The sequence below is a fragment of the Corynebacterium ulcerans genome (assembly GCF_000767685.1).
Classification (GTDB): Bacteria; Actinomycetota; Actinomycetes; order Mycobacteriales; family Mycobacteriaceae; genus Corynebacterium; species Corynebacterium ulcerans.
The window spans coordinates 729686-754305 of sequence record NZ_CP009622.1 but is presented as its reverse complement, the minus strand read 5'-3'; the positions used below and the strand labels follow the sequence as shown (position 1 = coordinate 754305).

Here is a 24620-nt window from a genome sequence, read left to right as displayed (position 1 = left end):
TAAACTGCGCTGTCTCTGGTACCTATCTGGTGAAAGAATCTAGAAATCCTGCGAGTTGGCTGTGAGAAAATATCCCTCGAACATCGAAAAAAAATCGTATCCAAAATACGACAGTAGGACTTGATGCTCTACACCAAGCCCTACTAAGCCACGTCATTTTTCTTTAGGTTTTACCGATTTTCAGCATTTCCCCCGACGTTCTGAATGTTTTGTGTGCCGTAGCCGACGCATTTCTTCCAGGGTCGACGGCACTTTACCCGAGTATTGGATCAGCTGTTTACGGCACTCAGAGAGTTCTTCATCATCTGGGAATCCGGGGAGAAGGACCGTCATCAACGCTCCGCCATCGTCCGATTCTCCAGCAACGATCGTTCCACCATGACGCTCAATCGTTGATTGGACGATAGCTAGACCAAGTCCCGATCCAGGAGTCGATCGTGCCTGCACTGAACGATAGAAGCGGTCAAATACTTTCTCACGATCTTCAACAGGTATTCCAGGTCCAGAATCAGCAACCATGATGCACACCGTATGCGCGTCACGCTGTTCCATCTTCAGACGTACCGTGCCACCGTTCGGTGACCACTTAGCCGCGTTATCCAGAAGGTTAATAATGGCTCGTCCCAAAGCGAAGCTATCACCATCCAGATACCAAGGAATCGTGGACATCTCGAACTCAACGTCTGAACGTCGACGTCGAACACGCACCAGCGAGGCATCGATAACGTCAACCAGATCCACTTCTTCCAAAGCTTTTTCTGGTGTGTCTTGACGTGCCAAGTCCACCAAGTCTCCGATGAGCGTAGAAAGCTCCTCCATTTGAGCAATCACGTCTTCTTGAAGCGCTCGCTTATCTTCCAAAGAGATCCGGTGGTTATCCGAATTCTGCATCATCATCAATAATTCGATGTTGGTGCGCATGGAGGTAAGCGGAGTCTTCAGTTCGTGCCCAGCATCTGCAACCAACTCCGTTTGCCGTTGCCTTGACCGCCGTAAGGCTTCTAGCATTTCGTTAAAATTGTTGGCCAACTGTGCAATCTCATCGTTACCTGAGACCTCAATCGGGCGTAGATCATCCGTTTCCGTGATATACCGAACAGCATTGCGCAACCGAGAAATCGGACGAAACACAGTCGAAGACACCACTACTCCCGTGCCAAAGGCAAGGAGTACTCCAAGACCTGCCACAACTAACAGGGCAATGCCCAACGTCGTGATCATTCGGTTAGTCTGCGTCATGTCTCGCGCTAGCATTACCGTTGCGCCTATATTAGAACGCTTGACCAGTACGCGTTCTCCGCTCACAGTGCTTACTCGATAACCTTCTGTCTGTGCTTTTTCAGAAAGAACAGGGAGATTATCGCCCACAGCATGGGTCCATCCTGGAGCAGAAATAGAAATGCGGGTATCAGGATTGTAATCCTTGAACCGTTCAACTTCAGCTTCTAAGGAATTAAAGAAAGCAGGATCCGTAGAGCGTTCAAGCATCGCAGATGCCTTGGCGTCCAACGAGTTATCTACTGATCCCCGCAGTGCCGCAGACACACTCCAATAGGCAGCGATCATCATCATTCCAACGGCGATCGCCACCATGGAGGCCGTGAGCAGAGTGATCCGCCACTTCAGCGGAGTATCACTTCCGGTGACAGTCTTAGGACGGTCATCTACGCCCAGAACGCCTGAGGAATCGGTCCCCAGGCCGTATTCGGGGCGCCGAAGGATCACGGTGCAGTATCCCTCAAAACATAGCCAACGCCGCGCACGGTGTGAATCAGACGAGGCTCGCCCTCAGATTCAGTCTTGCGACGCAGATAACCGATGTATACCTCAAGGGCATTTCCTGAAGTGGGGAAATCATAACCCCATACCTCTTCAAGGATTGTGGAGCGGCTAAGAACTCGACGTGCGTTAGCCATCAACAGCTGCAACAGAGCAAACTCGGTACGGGTTAGGCTGATGTGCCGCCCTCCGCGAGTTACGTCCCTGGTGTCAGGGTTCAGTTTGAGGTCATCAAAAGTGAGTTCCCCTTGGCTCGGGCCACCGACAGCGTCAGCAGCTGCGCGACGTAGTAGGGATCTAACACGCGCAAGCAATTCTTCCAAAGCAAAAGGCTTAGGAAGGTAATCGTCTGCTCCAGCGTCAAGGCCAGCCACGCGGTCAGAGACTCCGTCCCGGGCGGTGAGGACCAAGATAGGACGGTCGTCTCCTGCACTGCGCAGAGTGCGGCAAACTTCAAGCCCGTCCATCCGAGGCATCATGACATCAAGAATGACCAGTTCTGGTTGTTCTTTCTCGATTACTTCGAGAGCTTGAACACCATCTTCAGCGAGGAATACGTCGTACCCGTTGAAGGACAACGACCGACGCAGGGATTCACGAACCGCTTGTTCGTCATCCACCACAACAATTTTCATGTGTCCTATTGTGCCTTTCCGTCTTAGGGTGATGCTTAAGCCTCACCTAGAACCACCTGTGAATCTTTATATATGCAAAAAGAGCCGACTTCCGGAACTTGGAGTCGGCTCTAAGCGGTCAAAAGACTGACCCAACAGCTCTACTAGAACTGCTCAACCTCAACGAGACCAAGCTGAGCTGCCTTTACCAGACGACGTGGAATACGTACGGTCTGGCCGTCGATCTTCACTTCCTGAAGAGCAACGTTATCAGCTTTCCACTGGGAACGACGAGAGCGTGTGTTTGCGCGGGACATACGACGCTTTGGTACTGCCATTTTTCTCTAACCCTCCTCTTAAGCCTTCTTTTTACGGCGGGCCATGCCACCGAAACGACGCTGGAACTTCTCGACGCGGCCAGCGGTGTCCATGACACGCTGTGCACCGGTCCAGAAGGGGTGGGACTCGCTGGTAACGTCTACGACGATCAGCGGGTACTCGTTACCATCTTCCCAAGCAACCGTACGGTCGCTTGAAGCGGTCGAACGAGTCAGGAACTGGTGACCAGTACCTGCATCTTGGAAAACTACCGGATGGTAGTCAGGATGAATGTCTTTCTTCATAGCTCTCGATTCCCTCAGGATTGAAACTTCAGGTCGGTTCCCTACATCTTCACTGGCCAAAGGCATCATCATTGCCCATTGCAATGACAGCCCGCCCGGCAGGGATCGTGCCTGAGTTGGGTTCGCGATATCGGCCATCTCCACAAAGGAGTAGGACAACTTGAAACACTGTACCCGTTACCACCAAAAAATAGGAAATTTTCCAACATGAGCTATGCCAGTACAGAGCCAATCCCCTACAGATCTTTCACATAGGCAACACTGGTTAAAAAATACAACCCACAGCAACCCCAGGGCCCCATCCCGCTAGCCGGAACACCAGTTATATATATAAGCCATTTATCGCGCAACACACTCTAAACAAAAGAAGCCCGCAAAACAGCACTTCATACGCGAGAGATGTGATTCACGCTGCCTACTCTGCAGGAAATTAGGTAATTCAGCTCCAGACCGGTATGGTTGTCTCTTGCTGTTGTCGAAATTGTTCGTTTATCGCCCCGTCAGCACTGGCAGCGCCCCATTTCTCATGGAGCGGCGCAGCCGCAGGTTGAACGTGGGCGGCTAGGAGAAAGAAACCTATGTCGGCTATTTGCCAGGTTACGGGACGCAAGCCGGGTTACGGCAAGTCGGTCTCGCACTCGCACCGACGCACGTCTCGCCGTTGGAACCCCAACGTGCAGCGTCGTAAGTTCTACCTGCCCTCTGAGGGCCGTACCATCACCCTGAATGTTTCCACCAAGGGCCTGAAGGTCATCGACCGCGATGGCATTGAGTCCGTGGTTGCAAAGATTCGCGCACGTGGGGAGAAGATCTAAAAGATGGCACGTAACGATATCCGTCCGATCATCAAGCTGAAGTCTACGGCTGGCACCGGTTACACCTATGTCACCCGTAAGAACAAGCGAAACAACCCCGATCGCATCTCTTTGATGAAGTACGATCCGGTGGTCCGCAAGCACGTCGAATTCCGCGAGGAGCGATAATCTATGGCTAAGAAGTCCAAGATCGCCAAGAACGAGCAGCGCAAGGAAATCGTCGCCCGCTACGCGGAGCGCCGTAACGAGCTCAAGGCAATCATCAAGAACCCGAACACCTCTGATGAGGACCGTATGGATGCACAGTTCGAGCTGAATCGTCAGCCTCGCGATGCTTCTCCTTCACGCGTCCGCAACCGCGACTCACGCGATGGACGCCCTCGTGGCTTCCTCCGTAAGTTCGGTGTATCCCGTGTCCGTATGCGCGAGATGGCTCACCGCGGTGAGCTTCCGGGCGTCCGTAAGTCCAGCTGGTAATCAGGGAGTTTTCAATGAAGCGCAATAACATGAAGAAGGCGCGGATGGAGCAGTCCCGCCGCCCCAAGAAGAACCCTCTCAAGGCCGCAGGCATCGAGAAGGTGGACTACAAGGACGTCAACACCCTTCGTCAGTTCATCTCCGATCGCCACAAGATCCGTTCACGTCGCGTGACCGGTCTTACCCCGCAGCAGCAGCGTCAGGTTGCAACTGCGGTTAAGAACGCCCGCGAGATGGCTCTCCTGCCGTTCACCAGCCGCTAAATCGACTGGGAGAACAAACAAACACGCTCTGGGGTTTTCTCCCCTAGTGCGATGACAGCCTAAGCGCCCGTCCGTGTATTCGGATGGGCGCTTCGTCGTATAGACAATACCGGTCTCTAGCACGGAAAAAGCCGATACCATTGCTAGGAAGTTCTGCCCAAGAACGTCGTAAAGCTTGCAGCTGGTATTTTAGTTGTGTAGTTCTTACATGTTGGGAGGCCCCTTGTTGCACGAGTCATTAACCGAGCTTTCCGAGTTAGCGCCACAATGCGCTGACACACCTACAGCACGAGGCGTGTTAACGGAAAGCCAAGATCTAGTGCGTAACGCAGTGGCGCACGGTGAACGGCCGCAAGCCCTCGTCGAATGGTTCTCCCGGCTTGTCTCCGATGTCCTTCACAGCGAGGGAATAGCAGAAATCACTGGAGGCGCCGAGATTATTCTCACTGGCGCTATCGGACGTGGCGACGCACTCCCATCCTCCCCAATCAAGTGGCTGACTGTTGGCCCTGCTGAAGTCTCTACGACAGCACTCGACTCCCTGCTCGCCGATGTCGGCCTAGTTACCGAGCACACCCGTTTTGGAATTCAGCCCCGCACTAAGAGCGAATGGCTAGGAATGATCTCCAACGCAGACGGCCCGGAACTAGCACTTTTTGCAGACGCGGGATCCTGGTGTTTGCAAGAAGTTATCGCCCACGCAGACCACAAGCTTTTGCTTATCGACGCCATCAACCAGCGTCCACCAGCGCTACGCCTCCACGAGGGGCTCCCTGACAAAGATGCACCTGTCGACGTACGGCAAGACCTCTTATATCCCATCATTGCCATTGCGCGTTGGGCAGGTGTTGCCGCAGGCTCTACAGATTTCTCCACCCGCCGTCGCATCAATGCTGGTGTAGAAGCTGGATTCTTGTCTCAAACCCAAGCAGATTTCCTCCGTCAAGCATGGGAAAGCGGCCTTGACCTTCAGTTCAGGCGGTGGACTGATCGCGTGCATTCTCATAAAGCAACGGTGGATAGTCTCCCGGCTATTCAGCGCAGCATTTTCGGAGCTTCTTCTCGAATGGTCGCAGATGTAGCTCGCGCGCTCGCCGCAGACCACAATGTGCAACTAGTCTAGTTTTTGCATGCTAGAAAGGTCTTAAGGCTCTGTGAGCATCCTCTACCAAAAATAAACTAGCCAGAATCAGTTATGCCACTAGGTTTATTTTCGGCTTAGTGTATAAACTAACCTGTTGGTTCTGTGCCGCAGAGACGCAGAGTCAAGGGAAAAGGAAGGAGAGTGGGTAATCACATGGCAGGAGCTGTTGGACGCCCTCGGAAAAATAGTCCGCGTCGCCGTGGCAGTACGGCACGCGAAGAGATTTTGGATGCCTCGTCGGAGCTTTTTACTGTCCAAGGATTTGCTACCACTTCCACTCATCAGATTGCAGACGCGGTCGGTATCCGTCAAGCCTCTTTGTATTACCACTTTCCTTCTAAAACTGAAATCTTTCTCACCCTGCTGAACTCCACAGTTGAGCCCTCCACTGCATTAGCGGCAGATCTAGGTGAGGCCGAGGTACCCGCACCGCTACGCTTATGGGCGCTGACTGCTGCCGAGTGCCGGCTGTTGCTGTCTACACGGTGGAACGTAGGCAGGCTTTATCAGCTCCCCGTTGCGGCATCACCTGAGTTCTCGGAGTACCACGCACAGCGCACCCAATTGCGACAAGTATTCCACGATATCGCCGCGGAAATCGCTGGCTCCGATGATCCTCGAGTTGATCTCCCCTTCCATATTGCGATGTCAGTCATTGAGATGCGACCAAATAACGGTGTTGTCCCCGAGCCGCTCAAAGACGATAGTTTGCCGCCTCTGGCGATTATGCTTGCCGACGCCGCCCTGGCAGTCGTAGGAGCCGAGCTCCCTGCGGATCGCATAGAACGTACCCTGGAGCTCTTAGCTGCAGTGGATAAAAAACATTCTGAAGCTTAGAAATTCTCTTCCTCAAGGCGCCAGTGGGTCATCCCTCCGGCGCCTTTACTCTTAGCATTATGTGGCAGCGCCTTTGATGCGGTTAAGCAGATTAAAGGCCAAGGTAATCAACGGAGTATCCACCATTTCCCCGTCGAGTTTAAATGCCCCGGAATGTCGGCTGGACTCCTCCACAATCCGTTGCGCCCACGTAATTTGTTCTTCTCCCGGATAAAAGGCCCGCCGTACTACGTCCACCTGTCGAGGATGAATACAGGGATAGAGAGCGAACCCCATCCGTGCGGAGTCCAAAGCTTCTAGGTAGAGTCCGTCTTCATCAGAAAAATCCTGATACACCGCATCCATTGCCCACTTTCCGGCAGCAGCAGCATGAATCAGAGTCTGCGAACGCGCATACGCCATGGTTTCTCTGTAACGCCCGGGAGTGGATTCGTCGCTACGCTGCCGCGAATATGCTCCCCCGAGTCCTATTGTTAAGTCGTCAGCCCCCCAATAAAGCCCCACGACAAGCGGATGCTCAGCAAAGTGCTGAATATTGACCAACGCCGCGGGAGTCTCAATGATAGGGACGACGTTAAAGCCGTCTAGGTTCTCCGGCAAGCGCGTCCCAACCTTGGGCACGATTATATTGCGATATTCTGTCTCCCGAACAAAAGCGATGTCCTGACCATAGTGGTCATCGGAAGGCCCTACGACCCGGACAAACGTGGTCGTAGGGTCAAGGTGTGCATTTCTAATATTTTGGTATGCGGATTCCCTATTAACGTCCCCCGCGCCGTCTTCTAGATCAAGGATCACTAAATCCGCGCGTTGTGCAGCCTTAGGAATAATTTCTGCACGATCAGCCGGGGCAAAAAGAATAGCGGGGCCAGCAAGCTTGAGAGAATCAGTACGCATAAGTACTGAGGCTACCGCCTTGCTCAAGGTCTTGCTGGCCAAATGCTGCTTGATATGAGGCACAGTTCTCCAAGCCTTCACTAGCTCTTATTCGGCTGGATTCTTGATCTCCTGATGATCTGGGTCGTGCCAATCCACATAGGCGTTGTCCTTGGTAGTGAGTCCCTGGTGCGGATGTTCCGGAACTTTGGCCAAGATATTACGACGTGCCCGGCCCGCACGGAGTTGCCGTTCAACGCGTTCTGCCAGCACCGTCAGGGAATAGTTGATAAGGATCATAAGAACCGCAACCACTATCAACGACGGCAAATAATTCCTATTAGTTGCCGATGACTGAATACCCTGACGAACAATCTCTACATAACCAATCTGATATCCCAATGCGGAGTCTTTAAGTGCAATCACGGCCTGAGCAATAAGTGCCGGAAGCATTGCAGCGACCGCCTGTGGCAAGAGAATCTTCCGCATCGTCTGTCGGTGGCTTAAGCCCAGTGCCTGAGCAGCCTCAGTTTGTCCCCTAGGAAGGGCGCGGATCCCGGCTCGCAGGATTTCTGCGATGACGGCTCCGTTGTACATAGTCAAGCTGAACACCACTGCGGTAAACGCCAACTCTCGCGGCGGAACCACTTTGTACACGGCAAGTGCTTGATAGCTAAAGATAATCAACAGCAGCACTGGCACCGCCCGGAAAAATTCCACTATCGCTGCGCATATCCATCGGAGCACTCGACTCCCGGAGAGCCGTCCCAGGCCAAGAAGGACGCCTAAAACTACCGCGAGAATCACAGAAGACAATGCTGATTTCAGCGTTCCCACGAGTCCGGGAATCAAATACGTATTCCAGGTCCTAGCATCCGTAAAAGGAGTCCACTTCACGGCATCGAGCTGCCCTTTAGAGTGCAAAGCAAACAACACCCAGCCGATAAGAACGATAGCTACTACAACCGTAAGAACCGTATATATCGCGTTTCTGCGTAAAGCGTTGGGCCCTGGGGCGTCGTAAAGCACTGTCGCGCGAACACTCATCTTTTCACCGCCATACGGGTAGATAACGCGCCGAGGAAGTATCCCATGGGCAGAGTAAGAGCCATGAAACCTAAAGCAAAGCACCCAAAGATCACAAAGAGCTGGCTTGCGTGGTTTTCAATGACCTCTTTCATAAGCAGCGAGGCCTCTCCTACCCCAATCACCGACGCAATCGTGGTGTTTTTGGTCAACGCAATCAAAGTATTTCCCAACGGCACAATCGCCGCCCGGATAGCTTGAGGGAAAACAATCTTGTTAAAGGTCTGAGAGAAACTCAGCCCTAGTGATCGTGCAGCTTCCGCTTGCCCAAAATCAACCGTATTTATTCCCGAACGCAAGCATTCAGAGACAAATGCCGAGGTATAGAGAATGAAGCCCAACGTAGCTAACCGGAAGTTGTTATCAGCCAAAAAGGTTGCGCTTCCTCTACTAGCCAGTGACAATCCAAGAGTTTGGTAGAGCCCGAAAGAACAGAAGAGCACGACCAAAGTCAGAGGGGTATTGCGCACTGTATTTACGTACAGTGTGGCCAGCGTGCGGAGAATACGCACGGGCGACACCCGCATAGCGGTGAGTAGGGTCCCACCCACCATCGCTCCAATGGCTGCGAGCACTGTGAGCTTAATGGTGACCCAAAATGCGGGGAGAATAGCAGGCCCTAGCTGGGACCACATGGCGTCCATGAGGTTATGCCTTCCTGGTCAAGGAAAAAGGATCGTTACTTGATAAACGTGAGGTCGCCAGGCTTACCGGATGTCACGCCTGCGGCAGCATCCCCGAGGTTCTTCTTGACTAACTTTTCAAATTCGCCAGAAGAATTAAGCTGATCCAGGGCCTCGTTCACGGCCTTGGTAGCTTCCGTATCGTCTTTTTTCAGACCGATGCCGTAGTGCTCGTCCGTATACGGGGTGCCATCGTCCTTAAACATCTCTACGACCTTGAAGGATCCCTCGTTTTGCTGGGAATAGCCATTGAGGATTGTTGCGTCAGTGGTCAGCGCATCCACGTTGCCCTGGCGCAAGGCCTCAACACAGGAAGAATAGGTGTCGTATTCCTGGAGCTGCACGCCCGGCAGTGATTCCTTCACCTTTTGAGCAGGCGTGGAGCCCGAGACCGAACAGAGGATCTTGCCGTGTTCTAGGTCTTTTACTTCTTTAATCCCGGAGTCGTCTTTTCGCACCAACAATGCCTGATGAGTAAGCAGGTATGGGCCACCAAAGTTCACGGACTCTGCGCGACTCTTGTTAATCGAGTACGTGGCCGCAATAAGGTCTACTTCCCCGTTCTGGATGAGAGTCTCGCGCTGTGCAGAGGGCGTCTCTCGCCATTCCACGTCTGGGTGCTTCCAGCCCTTGGCGTCAGCAATGTGATTGACCACGTACTGGGCGATATCTACATCGAGTCCAGACATCTCCCCATTTGATTCTTTGATGCCCAAACCGGGCTGATCAAACTTGGTTCCCAGAGTGACCTTCCCAGATTCAATATGGCTCAGAAGGCCAGCACCATCGCTTTCGCTACTACCGCCACATGCCGAGAGAGTAGTAAGCGCCAACGTGGCTGCAACTGTGGTTCCGATGATGCGAGTGTTCGTGCGTGTCATTGTTTCTTTCCTTAAAACTAGAGGGATATATAAGGTCTCGAGAGGTTTAATGGGACAGGATTTTCCCAAGAAAATCCTTCGCTCGATCCGATTGCGGGGAGGCAAAGAAGGATTCCGGGTCTGAATCCTCCACGATGCGACCGTCTGCCATAAAAAGCACTCGATCTGCGGCCTTTCGGGCAAAACCCATCTCGTGGGTAACACAGATCATTGTCATTCCCTCACGCGCAAGATCAGCCATAACATCGAGAACCTCGTTAACCATCTCGGGGTCCAAGGCTGAGGTGGGTTCGTCGAAAAGCATGACTTTTGGCTTCATTGCAAGTGCTCTTGCGATAGCGACGCGCTGCTGTTGCCCGCCAGAAAGCTGAGCCGGGAATTTATCCGCTTGGTTGGCAATTCCTACGCGTTCCAGTAGCTGCATCGCCAACGAGCTTGCGTCTTTTTTAGCCATCTTTTTCACGTTGACCGGGCCAAGCGTGACATTCTCGCGGATCGTCTTGTGAGGGAAAAGGTTGAATTGTTGGAACACCATTCCGACCTCGGAGCGCAACTTTGCGAGCTGTTTTCCTTCTTCCGGTAGTTTGTGCCCATCGATAAAAATTTCTCCGCTATCGATGGTTTCAAGCCGGTTGATGGTGCGACAGAGCGTTGATTTTCCAGAGCCTGAGGGACCTAGGACCACCACGACTTGCCCTCTGGGCACGTCAAGATTGATGTCCTGCAGAGCGTGAAAGTCATCAAAGTACTTGTTCACTCCCCGCATGGATACCATCAAGCCACGCTCGACTGTGTTCTGAGTCATAGCGAGAAGAGTAAATGACCTAGGTCAACTTTCCTAGAGGGGAATATTCTCAGCTTTGCGGACGCATGAACAAAACCCCCACACACTGCAACTACTTGCACAGAATCAAACTTTCACCCACCCCAAAAAGGGTGATGGCAGTCACATGTGCAAGAGACTCCCCTTCACGCTTCCCACATTTATCCGCAAACGCAAAGCCGGCCTTGCACTGACATCTATCTCCCCCATATAGATGCCCGCAAGGCCGGTGTTCGCTCTAGTTTTTAATGCGCAAAGTGGCGAGCACCCGTCACATACATTGTCACTCCGGCTTTCTCTGCGGCCTGAATAACCTCAGCATCACGAATGGAACCGCCAGGCTGCACTACCGCTTTTACACCGGCGCGCGCAAGGACTTCAAAACCATCCGCGAAGGGGAAGAACGCATCCGAGGCAGCAACGGCTCCCTGAGCGCGCTGCTGTTCTCCAGCCAAGCTATTAGCCCGCTCAACAGCCAGTTTAGCTGCATCAACGCGGTTAACCTGACCCATGCCCACGCCGACAGTTGCCCCATCCTTTGCTAGGAGGATGGCGTTAGACTTGACCGCGCGAACGGTGCGCCACGCAAATTCCAGGTCTGCAAGCAGCTCAGGGCTAGCGGCTTCACCTGCAACAAGTGTCCATTTTTCCGGGGCATCTCCCTCAGCATCCACGAGATCTCGACGCTGAACCAACAAGCCACCGGAGATCTGACGCTGTTCTTCCTGCTCCTGCGGCGGTTCTGGTGCGACAAGAATGCGGATGTTTTTCTTCTGGGAGAGAAGCTCCACGGCTCCGTCTTCATACGCAGGGGCAATAATCACCTCGGTGAAGATTTCCGAAACCTGCTGCGCCATGTCCACGGATACTTCACGGTTAGAAGCGATAACGCCACCGAAGGCCGACACCGGGTCGCATGCATGGGCTAGTCGGTGAGCTTCTGCGATAGATGCGTCCGACACTGCGATGCCACAAGGGTTAGCATGCTTGATGATGGCAACGCAGGGGCGCTCATGGTCCCATGCGGCACGCCACGCAGCATCCGAGTCGGTGTAGTTGTTGTAGCTCATCTCCTTGCCATGCAGCTGCTCTGCCTGAGCCAGACCTGCAGGAGCGTTCGGATCCACATAAAGTGCCGCTGACTGATGCGGATTCTCACCGTAACGCAAGACATTCGCCCGTGAGTAGGAGGCGCCGATCCACGGAGCGTACTCCTCCGAGTCATCCGCGATTTGTTCCCCCATCCACGTAGCAACCGCAACGTCATAGGAAGCGGTGTGGCGGAAAGCGTCGACAGCAAGCTCCGTACGTTCTGCCCGAGTAAAGCCGCCGGCCTGGATAGCCTCAGCTACCGCCGCGTAGCGCTCAGGAGAAACGACAACGGCAACAGAGGGGTGATTCTTGGCTGCCGCGCGCACCATCGAGGGACCCCCGATGTCGATTTGCTCCACGCACGCGTCAAAATCAGCACCAGAAGCTACCGTCTGGGTAAACGGATAGAGGTTCACTACCACCAATTGAAATAGAGAAACGCCCAGTTCATCGAGCTGGGCGAGGTGGTCGTCTTTACGGGTATCAGCCAAGATACCTGCATGAATTTTAGGGTGAAGCGTCTTAACGCGCCCCTCAAGGCACTCAGGGAAACCGGTGAGGTCTTCCACGGGAGTGACAGGGATTCCCTGCTTCGCGATTGTGGCCGCGGTCGATCCTGTAGACACAATCTCTACGCCAGCTTGGTTCAGCGCATGGGCGAGTTCTTCGAGTCCAGTCTTATCATAAACACTTATCAAAGCACGTTTGATCTGCTTGCGGTCATCACTCATATGTGAAGAAAACCTCTTCTGATTTTTGCTCCGTTGTGGCGGAGTTCAACACGGACACAATGAGTTTACGCTCCACATGTTTGATTCTTTCATGCAGGTGGGCTTCACTCTCCCCCGGCTCTACAGATACGGGGACCTGAGCAATAATCTTTCCAGTATCCACACCTTCATCAACAAAATGCACGGTAGAACCGGTTACTTTCACACCATATGCCAATGCATCGCGCACAGCATGGGCGCCAGGGAAAGCCGGCAACAACGCTGGATGGGTGTTGATAATCCGCCCCGGAAACTTCTCCAAAAAGGTTTTCCCTAGAATCCGCATAAATCCGGCAGAAACGACGAGAGCCGGAGCATGCTTCTCGACGGCCGCCGCAAGCAACGCATTCCATGCTTCACGATCGTCTCCGGAGGCATACGAGACCACTTCCGCAGGGATTCCTGCGGATTCCGCGCGAGTGATTGCGGGACACGGCACATCTGCGACCACTCCCACAACCTCGTAAGCCCCCTGATGATCGATGATTGATTGTAAGAGCGTCCCCGAGCCGGAGGCCATGACGACTATCGGTAAAGCGGCTGACTTATAGTCAGTTTTTAAACGCGTTTCATTGGTCACCGAAACAATGTTAGCCGGAAACAGCTCATATAGACGTCACCCCCGTTTTTTAGGCTTCATCCTTTTCTTTTTCCGGTCGAGCCTCAGTTTCAACGCTTTCCTCATCCTCTACGACCTCGAGATCCTCAGGATCGTGGATATCATGAGCATCGGCGCTTTCTGCTGATTCTTCTTTCCCTTCGGCCATTGATTCCTTAGCCTCCGGCTCCTGTTCTCCATTCGCTTCCATAGCCGCCGCGCGCATCTCGGCTTCCTCTAAAATTTCAGCGGAATCGAGCCCCTCTGCGCTGAGCTCATAAGGCTCATCTGCAACCTCCTCAGGAGAGCTTTCTACCTGTTCTTGTTCCTCCGTTGTGGATTCTTCATCAGATTGTTCCCTGTGCCCCGACTCCGCTTCTTCATCTGCGACATCCTCAGTCTCACCTTCATGTGCCTGTCCTAGCGCACTAGCGGCCGCCACAGGAGCCTCAAAGGCTGGATCTGCAACAGAGTGTGTACTACCAAGGATTTTTGCGCTGTTACGGCTTTCCTTATAGCGCTCAAAGGTCACTACCGTCAGAGACACCACGCCAACTACCACCATGACCATAAGCGGAGTGAGCCACATCAGTGGCCCCACATAGCCGTAAACACCCAAGCATCCGCCTGCAAAAAAGGAAAGAACTAAGGTTCCAATTCCTGCGGCAACCGTGATTGTCACTGCATTCAAGAAATCGCTGACTCGGTTCCACAACGCTAGAGAGACTGCGATGAGAGGAACAAGTACTACTGCCATAACAGCCGGCGCCATCGATGCTGGCAATGCAGCAAACACTGGCACAGGCGGAGTAGGAACAAGAGTTGCAGCGAAAAGAGAGACAGAGCCTCGTCCTAACTCCATCGAGGAACCAACGATAATCGCCAAAGAAGAAACAATCGCATTAGGAAGATATGCAAGTGAAACGACCATCACCCCGACTATGCCGGCAGTCGAATACCCCTGAAGCGATTCCAAGAACGCTCGATAATGCACGGCCAGTGAAACGAGAAAAACAATAAAAGCCGCCAAAAGCAGATAGCCTACGGCTCGCACCGCCAGCAGTACTGAATCGACAACCCACAAGGGCACCCCATAACGGCGCGCCAGCGCTCTCCAGAGACGCGTTCCCATTCCGATCATGAAGGCACAAGCATGCAACAGAATAGCTGTTCCTACCGCCGCAAAAACGTTGGGCGAAGCCACATCAAAAACCGAAGAGGCATCCCACAACATGGCACACGCCGTAAGGGTGATAAGAGCAGGTATTGCCAAAGCCCCACAAAAAAGGATCAGTAGATCATGCAGACTGATCCGATCTTTAACTGCTTTATAGACGCGTCGGGCGACCAGCGTCACTACTCCGATCGCCGGGAGTATAGGAAGCAACGATAAAGAGATTCCTCGACCAGACACTGGGGCTAGATTAAGTGCCAGCCATGTCTCAGCTACTGTAGCGGGCATCGCCGCCATGGGCGTAGAGGTTGCGATGAGCACGATCAAAGAAAAGATAATGATCGCAATAAGCACTATCACGTTGGGAATGAGCACAGTTGGTAGCAGCGAACGGAGGCTCGCAGCAAACGTTGTTTTCTCCGGCGCAGATGCAGTGTCAGACGCTTTACGCTGACCGCCACGGGATAGCTGCCCGCTTCGTTCATCTCCTCTGCCACCTATAGAGACAGGGCGCGAACGAGGTCGCCGCGATGGTCTCGCGTTAGGACTCGTCTTCTTACTCATTCCATTAACTGTGCCACGTAACATCCAAGTTTTGGTCTCGGCACGACGCGATATCCCTCATCATCTCCTGTTAATTAGTGTTACTTAAGTCAATTGGCGAGGCGTTCGAGCAACTTCTTTTCATGATTTATCCCTAATATTGGCCAAACAGCTTGCTCGTACTGTTATAAACCGCTATCGTTACCCCTCGGAACATAACAAGTTGATCACAAAAGCGTTACCGAAGTAACGATTCGGCGGCGAGATGAACTTCAGAAACATAGTCAAAGGGAGTAAGCCTCATGCAGCAGACACAGCACGTTGTCAGTGGCAAGCATCGCAAGCAAACTTCTCAGGCAAAAGGTCGAGTTGCTTTCGTTGCCCTGGCCACCGGAGCTGTCTCCACTGCCGGCGCTACGGGTGCTGCACTAGCTCACACCACTTCCCACACTGACACCGCTGATTTCAAGCTCACTGCAGATACTTCCGCTAAAGTTGGTGACTCTGCTCCCCAGATTCTGGCGATCCAAGAGTTCAAACCAAACACCAATCTCTCCGATCAGCTAACAAAGGCTATCAACTACAACGAAGAACGTGCTCTTGCAGACGAAGAAGCACGCAAGCCTAAAATTGTTGTGCACTCCCCCGCTTCTGGAACACTTACTTCCCCCTACGGCATGCGCTGGGGCACTCTCCACGCAGGTATTGATATTGCTAACGCAATGCACACCCCGATTTACTCCATCATGGATGGTGTAGTCATTGATGCAGGCCCAGCGTCCGGCTACGGACAGTGGGTTCGAGTACGTCATAACGACGGCACAGTCACTGTGTACGGCCACGTAGAGACCATCAACGTCTCAACTGGCCAGACTGTCGCAGCCGGTGATCAGATCGCTGGAATGGGTAACCGCGGCTTCTCCACAGGCGTGCACCTCCACTTTGAGGTTCACCCCGGCGGTGGCGCTGCCGTAGACCCAGTACCCTGGCTCAATGAAAAAGGCATAAGCGTATAAAGCCCCCGGATAGGAGTTCTCTCCTATCCGGTTTTGTTTTATCTTGTGCAGACTCTCCTAAGAAGCTAATAAAACACCAGCCTCGGAAGGACCAAAGGCTGGTGTTTCTCACCGTTTAAAGCTTTTCCATCGGAACTGAGCCGATCAGCATAAGCCGTACTGTTCCAGAAGAACCAAAATCAATAGTTACGGAATCCGCGGGACTACCTTTATCAACCTTGGTTACGGTGCCCAGACCATATTTATCGTGGTTCACTCGGTCTCCGACAACCAACGAAAGATCGCTGTTCTTTGTATAGTTTGGCATTGTCTTCTTAGGCTTCGGAGTAGCACCATACCGCGGCGATCCCCACGAGTCGCCGCGTGCAGAAGCAAAACCTGTGTTCCTCCCCCAGGAAGGCTGACCCCATGAGTCGAAAGAGTTTTCTGGTTCTTCGCGCCGCCAGTCAAGAAGATCCTCGGGGATTTCCGTCAGGAACCTCGATGCCGGGTTAGTTACGGGATTCCCCCAAGAAGAACGCAGCATAGCTCGGGTGATGTAAAGGGTCTTGCGTGCCCGTGTTATTCCTACATAAGCAAGCCGGCGTTCCTCCGCGAGCTCTTTGGGATCCCCAAGCGCACGCAGATGCGGGAATTGGCCATCTTCCCATCCCATAAGGAAGACCACCGGAAACTCCAGCCCCTTGGCCGTGTGCAGCGTCATAAGGGTGACCAATCCTTGCTCGTTATCAGGAATTTGGTCGGCATCAGCCACAAGGGAGACCCGCTCTAGGAAGGCCTGCAAACTACCCGGTTCTGGTTCTCCTTGGCCCCCTAAGTCTTCGAGTTCACCGCCGTCCATCTTGGTATAAGCCACCTGGTTGGCTGCTTCCGAGGAAAATTCTCGTGCGACAGAGACAAGCTCATTAAGGTTGTCCAACCGTGCGCCGTCTTGTGGATCGTTACTCTTTTCCAGCTCCGCTTTATATCCTGTGATATCAAGTATCTGAGAAATCACATCACCAATATCCGGCATTCCGGTGATCTCATTGACGGATTCGGCTGCACCGGCCCGCAACCCAGCCATCATGTCCACAAACCCGGAAATCGCATTGCGCCCGCGTGCCCCTAAAAGGCTTATCTGCCCTGCGGCAGCGTCGATAAGCGCTTGTTGGAAGCTCACACCTTGGTTCTCTGAATGCAAAGTGAGGAACGCTACCGCTTTGTCGCCGATGCCTCGGCGTGGAGTGTTGATAATCCTGCGGAGAGAGACTGTGTCCTCCGGGTTATCCAGTAACCGTAGGTAGGCGATGACATCCCGAATCTCTTTGCGCTCGTAGAAGCGGGTTCCCCCCACAACTTTATAAGGGATACCAGAACGCATAAATACGTCTTCCACTGCACGAGATGAGTTATTTGTGCGATACATGATGGCTATGTCGCTGTAATCCACCCCTTTATCCGCGAGCGCGTCTATTTCTTGGGCAATAAAACGAGCCTCATCATGCTCGTTATCCGCAACATATCCGGCGATGGGTTCTCCGCTGCCTAGGGCTGTCCACAGTTTCTTTTTTCTTCGGTTCTCGTTTTGGGAGATCACCGAGTTAGCTGCGTTGAGAATCGTCTGCGTTGACCGGTAATTCTGTTCCAAGAGCACAGTCGTGGCATCGGGATAATCTCGCTCAAATTCCTCAATATTGCGGATAGTCGCGCCACGGAAGGCGTAAATGGACTGATCTGAGTCTCCGACAACGCATAGTTCGCTGGCCGTTGGGCCTTTGCCTACCAACTCATGAATGAGTGCGTATTGCGCGTGGTTAGTGTCCTGGTATTCGTCGATAAGCACATGGCGGAATCTGCGCCTGTAGTACTCGGTCACTTGTGGGTGCTCTTGGAAAATACGGACGGTCTCTCCGATGAGGTCATCAAAATCGACGGCATTTGCTTGCCTTAAACGTCGCTGGTACTCGACGTACACGGCAGCTACCGTTGTCTCATACGGGTTCTTTGTACTTTCGGCTTCTGCGACTGCGGTCTCGGGAGAAATCAGCTCATTTTTGAGGTTGGAGATTCCCGCCCCCAATAACCGCGGTGTGAACTTCTTGATGTCTAAGTTCATGTCCTTGGAGATCATCGCAAGCAAGCGCTTCGAATCATCCGAGTCATAGATAGTGAAGTTGGTATTTAATCCAGCGACCAACTGGGCTTGTTCCCGCAAGATGCGTACGCAGGTGGAGTGGAAGGTAGACACCCACATTCTGTTGGCGATTGGCCCCACAAGGTGAGCCACGCGCTCTCGCATCTCAGCCGCAGCTTTATTGGTAAACGTAATAGCTAGGATCTGTCCTGGCTGTACGCCCCGTATGCGCATGAGATAAGCGATACGACGTGTGAGCACTGCTGTCTTGCCAGAACCTGCACCAGCCACGATAAGAAGCGGTGATCCGCTGTGTTCTACTGCCTGCTGTTGCTGTGGATTAAGTCCCTGCACGAGATCATCAGCCATCACAGGCACGCTGGTCTCAGACAAGCTGGCGGCAGGCTTGTCCGTTGTTTGAGCCGGAGACTGATTTGCTGCAGGGCTCTGGGCTTGAGTGCTAAACGGAGACGACTCAGCTGGTGTCTTTGTGGAGGTGGCCCACTCACCGGCCCAATCGCCGAAGTCAAAACCTTCTTGTGTAGGAAAATTGTCCGAGTTATTCATCGCTATCAAACCTACAACGTTGCTGTGACATCGCCACTGCGGTGACTATTTTCAGGCTACTAGCAGGGAAAATCATCCTTCTCTTGTTTTTCTCTGGTTTTCCTATCCCCAGTACGTGCATCCGTGGCACAATATCTCCATGAATTCTGAGAAAAACTTTAAGGTACGAACCCCCACGGGCACCGACGATCCCCTTTCCGATGCGGAAATCCAGCAATACCGCACGGAGATCGACCGCTTAGACAAAGAGATTCTTGCAGCGGTTAAGCGCCGCACAGAAATCTCTCGAGCCATCGGGAAGACCCGCATGGGTTCTGGAGGTACTCGGCTGGTACATACCAGGGAAGTAGCCATCATTAACCAGTTCCGTGCGGAAATCGGCGAGGAGGGGCCAGCTCTCGCCGCTATCCTGCTCAGACTCGGTCGAGGCAGACTCGGCTAAGCCTGAGTAGGGAGCGCGTTGGAGTCATTGCGTCTGCGACGAGATTAAAGCGGCAAAGCAATTAACTTTGGCTCAAGGAATTCGTGGATTCCCTCGAAACCGCCTTCTCTTCCTACACCGGATTCTTTGACTCCGCCAAAGGGCGCTGATGGGTCTGAGATCCCGCCTTTGTTAACGCCCACCATGCCGGCTTCAATACGCTCAGCGATACTCAACGCATGCGTTATCTGTTCGCTGAACACATATGCGGCTAGCCCGAAGGGCGTGTCATTGGCCATTGCTATGGCTTCTTCATCATCCTGGAACGTGGAGATGGCAACCACAGGGCCGAATATTTCTTCGTGAGCGATACGGGCATCCGGAGAAATATTCTCCAGCACTGTCGCTGGGTAGTAGAAGCCGCCCTCCGGAAGCCCTGCCGGCAGCGACTCCCCTAGAACCCGAGTAGCGCCGTGGGCGAGGGCGTCGTCGACAAGCATAGTGACCTTTTCTAGCTGATCTTCGCCGGAAAGCGCACCAAAATCCACGCCTTCTTGTGTCGCGGGACCTTGGGTAAAGGACTTCATGATCTCAACGACTCGGTGCAGGAACTCGTCTTTAATCGACTCATGCACCAGGAACCTGTTAGCGGCGATGCAGACTTGTCCAGCACCGCGCATCTTAGCGGTTGCTACAGCTTGGGCAGCAACAGAGATGTCTGCGTCTGCCAGCACCACATACGGCGCGTTTCCGCCAAGCTCCAAGGACACTTTCATAGAGTGCTGAGCAGCGCGTGCCGCGAGCTTTTGCCCGACCTCAGTTGACCCTGTGAATGTGAGTTTGCGCACCCTAGGATCGTCCAGCATATCTGAGATCACCGAAGAATCCGCCGTGGGCAAAACAGAAACCACGCCCTCCGGAAGACCCGCTTCTTTGAGGAGGCGTGCCAGATAAAGCATGCTCAAGGGAGTCTTAGACGCGGGCTTGAGAATCATTGTGCACCCGGCTGCCAACGCAGGTCCCAGCTTGCGAGTTCCCATTGCCAAGGGGAAATTCCACGGCGTAATTGCCAAAGACACCCCCACCGGTTGTTGATGCACAATCAATCGGGCATTTCCTGTGGGACTATGCCGATAATCTCCGCGTACCCTCACTGCTTCCTCTGCGAACCATCGGAAAAACTCCGCCGCGTAGGTGACCTCCGCGCGAGAATCGGGCAATGCACGGCCTAACTCTAGTGATTGGATCACAGCTAGTTTTTCCGAATTGTCCAGGAGGGCTTTGTAGGCATTCCACAAGATGTCTGAGCGTTCGCGCGCCGAGGTTGCTGCCCACAGCGGTTGCGCCGCTGCTGCTTTATTCAGGGCTTCCTCCGCATCGTGTTTGCTTGCCGACGCCACCCGCGCCAGGATGCTCCCATCGGACGGATTAAGGACCTCAAAGGTTTCTCCTTCATGTCCATCGGTGAACTCGCCGCCGAGAAAGATCTGCGTGGGTACGCCCTCTGGCAGCCTCATCTGCATAGTCTTTTTCTCTTTTGAACCATCACTCATGCCTCCACTATGCGCTTATTCAGACGTTCTCGCCATGATGTGACCAACGCTGCCCTAAGACAGAAGACATGTTCGGGGTAGTTTAGATACCGTTGAGAGTGTGTAACTTTCCGAGCGGACACAGATTATTGCCCGCTCGGTCACGGTCTCGTATAAAGCCAAAAAGAACGGAGCAAACCATGTCCTTCGATATCACCGCTACCCCAGAGTGGACCGAGCTTTCCCAATGCCATAAAACAGCGGCTTCCACGTCGCTGCGAGAGCTTTTTGCTGCCGACGCAGACCGTGCACGGAAATTTAGCTTTGACGCCGCCGGTTTGCATGTTGACCTTTCCAAGAACTTCCTAGACGACAACACCGTCGAGGCGTTTGTAAAAACCGCCAAGGCTGCGCATTTGCACGAGCGCATTAAAGCCATGTTCTCGGGAGAGCATATAAACAACACGGAAGACCGTGCGGTCCTCCATACTGCACTGAGGATTCCTGTCGAGGCTGATTTAGTGGTCGACGATCAAGACGTGGCAGCCGACGTCCACGAGGTGCTGGGCCGCATGCGCGATCTTGCAACAGCACTGCGCAGTGGCGCATGGCGCGGCTACAGCAACCACACGATCAAGACGGTAGTGAATATCGGCATCGGCGGATCGGACTTGGGTCCGGCCATGGCAACCAAAGCCCTGCGTACTTACGCAACCGCAGGAATTTCTGCCAAGTTTGTCTCCAACGTAGACCCTGCAGATATGCATTCAGTTCTTGATGAATGTGACCCAGAGTCCACCCTGTTCATCGTCGCTTCAAAGACCTTCACCACCCAAGAAACCCTAGCCAACGCTCATGCTGCAAAACGTTGGCTGCTTGAAGCCGCTGGCGGTGACCAATCGGCAGTAGCAAAGCACTTTGTTGCTGTGTCTACGAATGCAGAAAAGGTTGCCGAGTTTGGCATTGACACCAAGAACATGTTCGGCTTCTGGAACTGGGTGGGAGGTCGTTACTCCGTCGACTCCGCCATTGGGTTGTCCCTGATGGCTGTTATCGGCCCCATGGACTTCATGCGCTTCCTCGAAGGCTTCCACGCTATGGACGAGCATTTCCGCACTGCGGACTTCCACGAGAACATCCCGGTGCTCATGGGTCTGCTCGGAATTTTCTACAACGATTTCTTTGGCGCAGAGACCCACGCTGTACTCCCCTATTCTCAGGATCTCGGCCGATTCCCGGCCTACCTACAGCAGCTCACGATGGAGTCCAACGGCAAGTCTGTCCGCCGCGATGGTTCTCCAGTTTCTACCGAGACCGGAGAGATCTACTGGGGAGAGCCAGGCACTAACGGCCAGCATGCGTTCTTCCAGCTTATTCACCAAGGAACCAAGCTCGTTCCCGCCGACTTCATCGGTTTTGCCCGTCCCAAGCAGGACCTTCCAACGGCAACCGGCGAAGGCTCCATGCATGACTTGCTGATGAGCAACTTCTTTGCTCAAACCAAGGTCCTGGCCTTTGGCAAGACTGCCGAGGAAATTGCGGCCGAGGGCGTTCCAGCAGAACTCGTCGCCCACAAAGTCATGCCAGGTAATCGCCCCACAACAACGATCCTGGCAGAAGAGCTCACCCCGGCAGTTCTCGGTGCGCTTATCGCTTTGTACGAGCACATCGTCTTTGTCCAAGGCGTGATCTGGGATATCAACTCTTTTGATCAGTGGGGCGTAGAGCTGGGCAAGCAACAGGCCAACGACCTTGCGCCAGCAGTAGCCGGAGATAGCGACATACAGTCGGGAGATTCCTCTACCGACGAGCTCATCGGCTGGTACCGCGCTCACCGCAATTAACGTGGCATAGCAAAGCCCTGCACAGTGCTTGCTCATACGCAGTGTGCAGGGCTTATGAGGTTTATTTACATCTTCACCATGGGTTCGTAGCCAAAGGGAATCGCGTCGCTATCAACGATCTTCTTGCCAAAGGGGAAGCAGGTAACAGGGATCATCTTGATATTCGCGATAGCAAGCGGAATACCAATGATGGTGAGCGCTTGCCCCACTGCAGTGGTCAAATGCCCCAGTGCGAGCCAGAGCCCCGCGACGAGGAACCAAATCACGTTACTCACGCCGGCGAGGGGGTTGGAACTGCTCGTAGACTTCACCACAGTTCTACCAAATGGCCACAACGCGTACTCAGCCATCCGGAAGCTAGCGACGCCCGCGGGGATCGTCACGATGAAAATACACGCGATGGCGCCAAAGAGTATGTATCCAAGAGCCAACCAGATACCGCCAGTAATAAGCCAGAGAAGATTAAGTATAAGCCGCATAGTCCCCACCTTAATCAATTCTGAATAAGGACGCTTGGGCGTTTAGGGTTCAGGATAAAAGGGCTGGCAGTGCGGGCACCACCATATAATGCGCTCTAATTCTACAGAGGGGTCGTCGACAAGCGTGCTCTGGAGAATCCGGGTACCGCATCGCCGACACGGCTTGTGATTACGCCCAAACACATAGGTCGTCTCCCCTGGACGTTTGATGCCTGTTGTGACTCGAACTGGGGAAAGTCGGTTCGCCCACATAAGACGACGTGCCATAGTCAGTATGCGATCTACGTCGGTGTCGCGTACCGGGGTGGCAGGGTGCACTCCGCAGAGAAAACAGATTTCCGCCCGGTACTCGTTGCCTATTCCTGCCAGGTTTCTTTGGTCGAGTAAGGCTAACCCGATGGCACGGTCAGGAGCCGAGAGTATCCGTCGCCGAGCTTCGTTGTATCCTGTGGATTCCCAATCAGCTCCCAGTACATCAGGGCCCAGATGTGCGATGACATCGGGATAATGGGATGTGGGAAAAATGCGGACAAATCCCAGAGAAAAGCCCACCACCTCAATCGGGTCTTCATGCGGTGTTCCGTCCAACAGCAGTTGCACGCGAGCTGTATGAGCGGGTTTGGTCCACCGATCACCTTTCAGGTGCACCGCCCACGTTCCCTCCATTTTCAGATGGGTGTGGAGGATCTCTTCCCCTATCTGCATAAACAGGTGTTTCCCATAGGGCCATACGCGTTCCACTGTGCTCCCAGTAAAGGTGGCAAGAGCATACTGTGGCACTCGTATGCTGGTTCCCAGAACCTTTCGGCTTTCCATAAAACTCAGCCGACGGGCTAGCTGGTAGACGGAATCTCCTTCAGGCATAGCAGCATTGTAGCCATGATGTACCTGCCGCTGCGTCAACCGTATGAATCGTTATCAGGTACAACGGACACCATGAGTACTGCGCATCCTTCTCCCCTTGATGGTCGCCGACCTAAGCGCTCGGAGCTTGCCGATTTTAAAGACAAACCGGTGTCGGACAGGTTCCCTCCTCCCGGTACTGAGCTCCGGTTGCTGATCGTCGGGGTCAATCCAGGTCTGTGGACTGCTGCAGTCGATGCCCCTTTTGCTTATCCCGGCAATAGATTCTGGCCTTCTTTAGACAAAGCCGGAATCGTGTCTCCAGCTTTCGACGTATCCGAGGGCATGAGTGATGCCCAAGAACAGACCCTTTATGAGCTCGGCATCGCTATGACCAATCTGGTCCCACGCGCTACTGCTCGCGCGGATGAACTAGAAAAAGACGAGCTGATAGCTGGCGCGCATCGCGTCATCGAGTTGGCGTGTGAGCTGCGACCCCAAGCCGTAGCAGTGGCCGGTATTACGGCTTTTCGTACAGCCTTTGGAATGAAGAAAGCCGTGCTAGGTCTACAAGACACAGAGACGATTAAGGGATGGCCCAAGGACGTATCTTTGTGGGTTGTCCCCCAACCCAGCGGACTTAACGCCCATGAGACGATTAACTCGCTTGCAGCTCAATGGCGGGCGGTATGGGATTCCACCACTCCACCACACAGCTAAGCTG

At 53.5% G+C, this 24620-nt stretch carries 26 protein-coding genes; 10 read left to right on the top strand and 16 right to left on the bottom strand.

What is annotated here, in order from left to right:
- Positions 1-180 precede the first annotated feature (180 nt).
- The 4 genes from CULFRC11_RS03510 to CULFRC11_RS03495 form a co-directional block, all read right to left on the bottom strand.
- Complete coding sequence (locus CULFRC11_RS03510) at positions 181-1725, bottom strand: HAMP domain-containing sensor histidine kinase (protein ID WP_038620434.1); 1545 nt, start codon at positions 1723-1725, stop codon at positions 181-183.
- Positions 1722-2414 carry a response regulator transcription factor gene (locus CULFRC11_RS03505; RefSeq protein WP_013241516.1) on the bottom strand — a complete coding sequence of 231 codons (693 nt, stop codon included), beginning with the start codon at positions 2412-2414 and terminating at the stop codon, positions 1722-1724. Before CULFRC11_RS03505 ends, CULFRC11_RS03510 begins: the two co-directional genes overlap by 4 nt.
- A gap of 143 nt (positions 2415-2557) precedes the next feature.
- A complete protein-coding gene (gene rpmF, locus CULFRC11_RS03500) occupies positions 2558-2731 on the bottom strand; it encodes a 50S ribosomal protein L32 (RefSeq protein ID WP_013911085.1) in 174 nt (57 codons plus the stop codon).
- A gap of 18 nt (positions 2732-2749) precedes the next feature.
- Complete coding sequence (locus CULFRC11_RS03495) at positions 2750-3016, bottom strand: type B 50S ribosomal protein L31 (protein ID WP_013241514.1); 267 nt, start codon at positions 3014-3016, stop codon at positions 2750-2752.
- Between the two features lie 578 nt (positions 3017-3594).
- Between CULFRC11_RS03495 and rpmB the strand changes: the two genes are divergently transcribed.
- The 6 genes from rpmB (at position 3595) to CULFRC11_RS03465 (ending at position 6552) form a co-directional block, all read left to right on the top strand.
- Positions 3595-3831 carry a 50S ribosomal protein L28 gene (rpmB, locus tag CULFRC11_RS03490; protein ID WP_013241513.1) on the top strand — a complete coding sequence of 79 codons (237 nt, stop codon included), beginning with the start codon at positions 3595-3597 and terminating at the stop codon, positions 3829-3831.
- A 3-nt stretch (positions 3832-3834) separates the two neighbouring features.
- Positions 3835-3999: a 50S ribosomal protein L33 gene (rpmG, locus tag CULFRC11_RS03485; RefSeq protein WP_003858439.1), complete on the top strand. Its 165-nt coding sequence runs from the start codon at positions 3835-3837 to the stop codon at positions 3997-3999.
- A 3-nt stretch (positions 4000-4002) separates the two neighbouring features.
- Positions 4003-4308, top strand: coding sequence for a 30S ribosomal protein S14 (rpsN, locus tag CULFRC11_RS03480; RefSeq protein ID WP_013911084.1), 306 nt, complete (start codon positions 4003-4005; stop codon positions 4306-4308).
- 14 nt (positions 4309-4322) lie between these two features.
- Entirely contained in the window at positions 4323-4571 is a 249-nt protein-coding gene (gene rpsR / locus CULFRC11_RS03475) for a 30S ribosomal protein S18 (protein ID WP_013911083.1), read from the top strand.
- A gap of 226 nt (positions 4572-4797) precedes the next feature.
- Positions 4798-5694 (top strand): putative nucleotidyltransferase substrate binding domain-containing protein, encoded by an 897-nt coding sequence (locus CULFRC11_RS03470; RefSeq protein WP_031270136.1) that lies wholly within the window; start codon positions 4798-4800, stop codon positions 5692-5694.
- Positions 5695-5868: 174 nt separating this feature from the next.
- A complete protein-coding gene (locus CULFRC11_RS03465; protein WP_013911081.1) occupies positions 5869-6552 on the top strand; it encodes a TetR/AcrR family transcriptional regulator in 684 nt (227 codons plus the stop codon).
- 57 nt (positions 6553-6609) lie between these two features.
- Here the strand turns inward: CULFRC11_RS03465 and CULFRC11_RS03460 are convergent, their stop codons facing one another.
- The 8 genes from CULFRC11_RS03460 to CULFRC11_RS03425 all read right to left on the bottom strand — a co-directional run bounded on the left by CULFRC11_RS03460 (position 6610) and on the right by CULFRC11_RS03425 (position 15123).
- A complete protein-coding gene (locus tag CULFRC11_RS03460; RefSeq protein ID WP_031270134.1) occupies positions 6610-7449 on the bottom strand; it encodes an HpcH/HpaI aldolase/citrate lyase family protein in 840 nt (279 codons plus the stop codon).
- A gap of 87 nt (positions 7450-7536) precedes the next feature.
- Complete coding sequence (locus tag CULFRC11_RS03455; RefSeq protein ID WP_013911079.1) at positions 7537-8475, bottom strand: amino acid ABC transporter permease; 939 nt, start codon at positions 8473-8475, stop codon at positions 7537-7539.
- Complete coding sequence (locus CULFRC11_RS03450) at positions 8472-9158, bottom strand: amino acid ABC transporter permease (protein ID WP_023635376.1); 687 nt, start codon at positions 9156-9158, stop codon at positions 8472-8474. Before CULFRC11_RS03450 ends, CULFRC11_RS03455 begins: the two co-directional genes overlap by 4 nt.
- Positions 9159-9193: 35 nt before the next feature.
- The gene (locus tag CULFRC11_RS03445; RefSeq protein ID WP_023635375.1) at positions 9194-10078 is read right to left on the bottom strand and encodes a glutamate ABC transporter substrate-binding protein; all 885 of its coding nucleotides are present in this window, start codon (positions 10076-10078) and stop codon (positions 9194-9196) included.
- A 46-nt stretch (positions 10079-10124) separates the two neighbouring features.
- Complete coding sequence (gene gluA, locus CULFRC11_RS03440) at positions 10125-10853, bottom strand: glutamate ABC transporter ATP-binding protein GluA (RefSeq protein WP_173578895.1); 729 nt, start codon at positions 10851-10853, stop codon at positions 10125-10127.
- 293 nt (positions 10854-11146) lie between these two features.
- The gene (purH, locus tag CULFRC11_RS03435) at positions 11147-12724 is read right to left on the bottom strand and encodes a bifunctional phosphoribosylaminoimidazolecarboxamide formyltransferase/IMP cyclohydrolase (protein WP_038620432.1); all 1578 of its coding nucleotides are present in this window, start codon (positions 12722-12724) and stop codon (positions 11147-11149) included.
- Positions 12717-13343: a phosphoribosylglycinamide formyltransferase gene (gene purN / locus CULFRC11_RS03430; RefSeq protein WP_038620430.1), complete on the bottom strand. Its 627-nt coding sequence runs from the start codon at positions 13341-13343 to the stop codon at positions 12717-12719. Before purN ends, purH begins: the two co-directional genes overlap by 8 nt.
- A 49-nt stretch (positions 13344-13392) precedes the next feature.
- Complete coding sequence (locus CULFRC11_RS03425; protein WP_023635372.1) at positions 13393-15123, bottom strand: cell division protein PerM; 1731 nt, start codon at positions 15121-15123, stop codon at positions 13393-13395.
- Between the two features lie 257 nt (positions 15124-15380).
- On the opposite strand from CULFRC11_RS03425, the gene CULFRC11_RS03420 reads away from it, so the two are divergent.
- Entirely contained in the window at positions 15381-16094 is a 714-nt protein-coding gene (locus CULFRC11_RS03420) for a M23 family metallopeptidase (RefSeq protein ID WP_038620427.1), read from the top strand.
- 115 nt (positions 16095-16209) lie between these two features.
- Here CULFRC11_RS03420 and pcrA read toward each other — a convergent pair whose 3' ends face one another.
- Positions 16210-18777 (bottom strand): DNA helicase PcrA, encoded by a 2568-nt coding sequence (gene pcrA / locus CULFRC11_RS03415; RefSeq protein WP_023635371.1) that lies wholly within the window; start codon positions 18775-18777, stop codon positions 16210-16212.
- 139 nt (positions 18778-18916) lie between these two features.
- On the opposite strand from pcrA, the gene CULFRC11_RS03410 reads away from it, so the two are divergent.
- A complete protein-coding gene (locus CULFRC11_RS03410; RefSeq protein WP_023635370.1) occupies positions 18917-19219 on the top strand; it encodes a chorismate mutase in 303 nt (100 codons plus the stop codon).
- A gap of 44 nt (positions 19220-19263) precedes the next feature.
- Here CULFRC11_RS03410 and CULFRC11_RS03405 read toward each other — a convergent pair whose 3' ends face one another.
- A complete protein-coding gene (locus CULFRC11_RS03405; protein ID WP_023635369.1) occupies positions 19264-20751 on the bottom strand; it encodes an NAD-dependent succinate-semialdehyde dehydrogenase in 1488 nt (495 codons plus the stop codon).
- 179 nt (positions 20752-20930) lie between these two features.
- Between CULFRC11_RS03405 and pgi the strand changes: the two genes are divergently transcribed.
- A complete protein-coding gene (pgi, locus tag CULFRC11_RS03400; protein ID WP_023635368.1) occupies positions 20931-22574 on the top strand; it encodes a glucose-6-phosphate isomerase in 1644 nt (547 codons plus the stop codon).
- A 65-nt stretch (positions 22575-22639) separates the two neighbouring features.
- Here pgi and CULFRC11_RS03395 read toward each other — a convergent pair whose 3' ends face one another.
- Both CULFRC11_RS03395 and CULFRC11_RS03390 read right to left on the bottom strand, forming a co-directional pair.
- On the bottom strand, positions 22640-23053 hold the full coding sequence (locus CULFRC11_RS03395) for a YccF domain-containing protein (protein ID WP_023635367.1): 414 nt from the start codon (positions 23051-23053) through the stop codon (positions 22640-22642).
- A 42-nt stretch (positions 23054-23095) separates the two neighbouring features.
- Complete coding sequence (locus CULFRC11_RS03390) at positions 23096-23917, bottom strand: DNA-formamidopyrimidine glycosylase family protein (protein ID WP_038620424.1); 822 nt, start codon at positions 23915-23917, stop codon at positions 23096-23098.
- Between the two features lie 72 nt (positions 23918-23989).
- Between CULFRC11_RS03390 and CULFRC11_RS03385 the strand changes: the two genes are divergently transcribed.
- On the top strand, positions 23990-24616 hold the full coding sequence (locus CULFRC11_RS03385) for a mismatch-specific DNA-glycosylase (RefSeq protein WP_023635365.1): 627 nt from the start codon (positions 23990-23992) through the stop codon (positions 24614-24616).
- Positions 24617-24620: the final 4 nt, after the last annotated feature.

Coding starts and splice junctions, on each gene's coding strand:
- CULFRC11_RS03505 (WP_013241516.1), bottom strand. CDS start 2,414: ATGAAAATTGTTGTGGTGGATGACGAACAAGCGGTTCGTGAATCCCTG.
- rpmF (WP_013911085.1), bottom strand. CDS start 2,731: ATGGCAGTACCAAAGCGTCGTATGTCCCGCGCAAACACACGCTCTCGT.
- CULFRC11_RS03495 (WP_013241514.1), bottom strand. CDS start 3,016: ATGAAGAAAGACATTCATCCTGACTACCATCCGGTAGTTTTCCAAGAT.
- rpmB (WP_013241513.1), top strand. CDS start 3,595: ATGTCGGCTATTTGCCAGGTTACGGGACGCAAGCCGGGTTACGGCAAG.
- rpmG (WP_003858439.1), top strand. CDS start 3,835: ATGGCACGTAACGATATCCGTCCGATCATCAAGCTGAAGTCTACGGCT.
- rpsN (WP_013911084.1), top strand. CDS start 4,003: ATGGCTAAGAAGTCCAAGATCGCCAAGAACGAGCAGCGCAAGGAAATC.
- rpsR (WP_013911083.1), top strand. CDS start 4,323: ATGAAGCGCAATAACATGAAGAAGGCGCGGATGGAGCAGTCCCGCCGC.
- CULFRC11_RS03465 (WP_013911081.1), top strand. CDS start 5,869: ATGGCAGGAGCTGTTGGACGCCCTCGGAAAAATAGTCCGCGTCGCCGT.
- CULFRC11_RS03460 (WP_031270134.1), bottom strand. CDS start 7,449: ATGCGTACTGATTCTCTCAAGCTTGCTGGCCCCGCTATTCTTTTTGCC.
- CULFRC11_RS03455 (WP_013911079.1), bottom strand. CDS start 8,475: ATGAGTGTTCGCGCGACAGTGCTTTACGACGCCCCAGGGCCCAACGCT.
- CULFRC11_RS03450 (WP_023635376.1), bottom strand. CDS start 9,158: ATGGACGCCATGTGGTCCCAGCTAGGGCCTGCTATTCTCCCCGCATTT.
- CULFRC11_RS03445 (WP_023635375.1), bottom strand. CDS start 10,078: ATGACACGCACGAACACTCGCATCATCGGAACCACAGTTGCAGCCACG.
- gluA (WP_173578895.1), bottom strand. CDS start 10,853: ATGGTATCCATGCGGGGAGTGAACAAGTACTTTGATGACTTTCACGCT.
- purH (WP_038620432.1), bottom strand. CDS start 12,724: ATGAGTGATGACCGCAAGCAGATCAAACGTGCTTTGATAAGTGTTTAT.
- CULFRC11_RS03425 (WP_023635372.1), bottom strand. CDS start 15,123: ATGTTACGTGGCACAGTTAATGGAATGAGTAAGAAGACGAGTCCTAAC.
- CULFRC11_RS03420 (WP_038620427.1), top strand. CDS start 15,381: ATGCAGCAGACACAGCACGTTGTCAGTGGCAAGCATCGCAAGCAAACT.
- pcrA (WP_023635371.1), bottom strand. CDS start 18,777: ATGAATAACTCGGACAATTTTCCTACACAAGAAGGTTTTGACTTCGGC.
- CULFRC11_RS03410 (WP_023635370.1), top strand. CDS start 18,917: ATGAATTCTGAGAAAAACTTTAAGGTACGAACCCCCACGGGCACCGAC.
- CULFRC11_RS03405 (WP_023635369.1), bottom strand. CDS start 20,751: ATGAGTGATGGTTCAAAAGAGAAAAAGACTATGCAGATGAGGCTGCCA.
- pgi (WP_023635368.1), top strand. CDS start 20,931: ATGTCCTTCGATATCACCGCTACCCCAGAGTGGACCGAGCTTTCCCAA.
- CULFRC11_RS03395 (WP_023635367.1), bottom strand. CDS start 23,053: ATGCGGCTTATACTTAATCTTCTCTGGCTTATTACTGGCGGTATCTGG.
- CULFRC11_RS03390 (WP_038620424.1), bottom strand. CDS start 23,917: ATGCCTGAAGGAGATTCCGTCTACCAGCTAGCCCGTCGGCTGAGTTTT.
- CULFRC11_RS03385 (WP_023635365.1), top strand. CDS start 23,990: ATGAGTACTGCGCATCCTTCTCCCCTTGATGGTCGCCGACCTAAGCGC.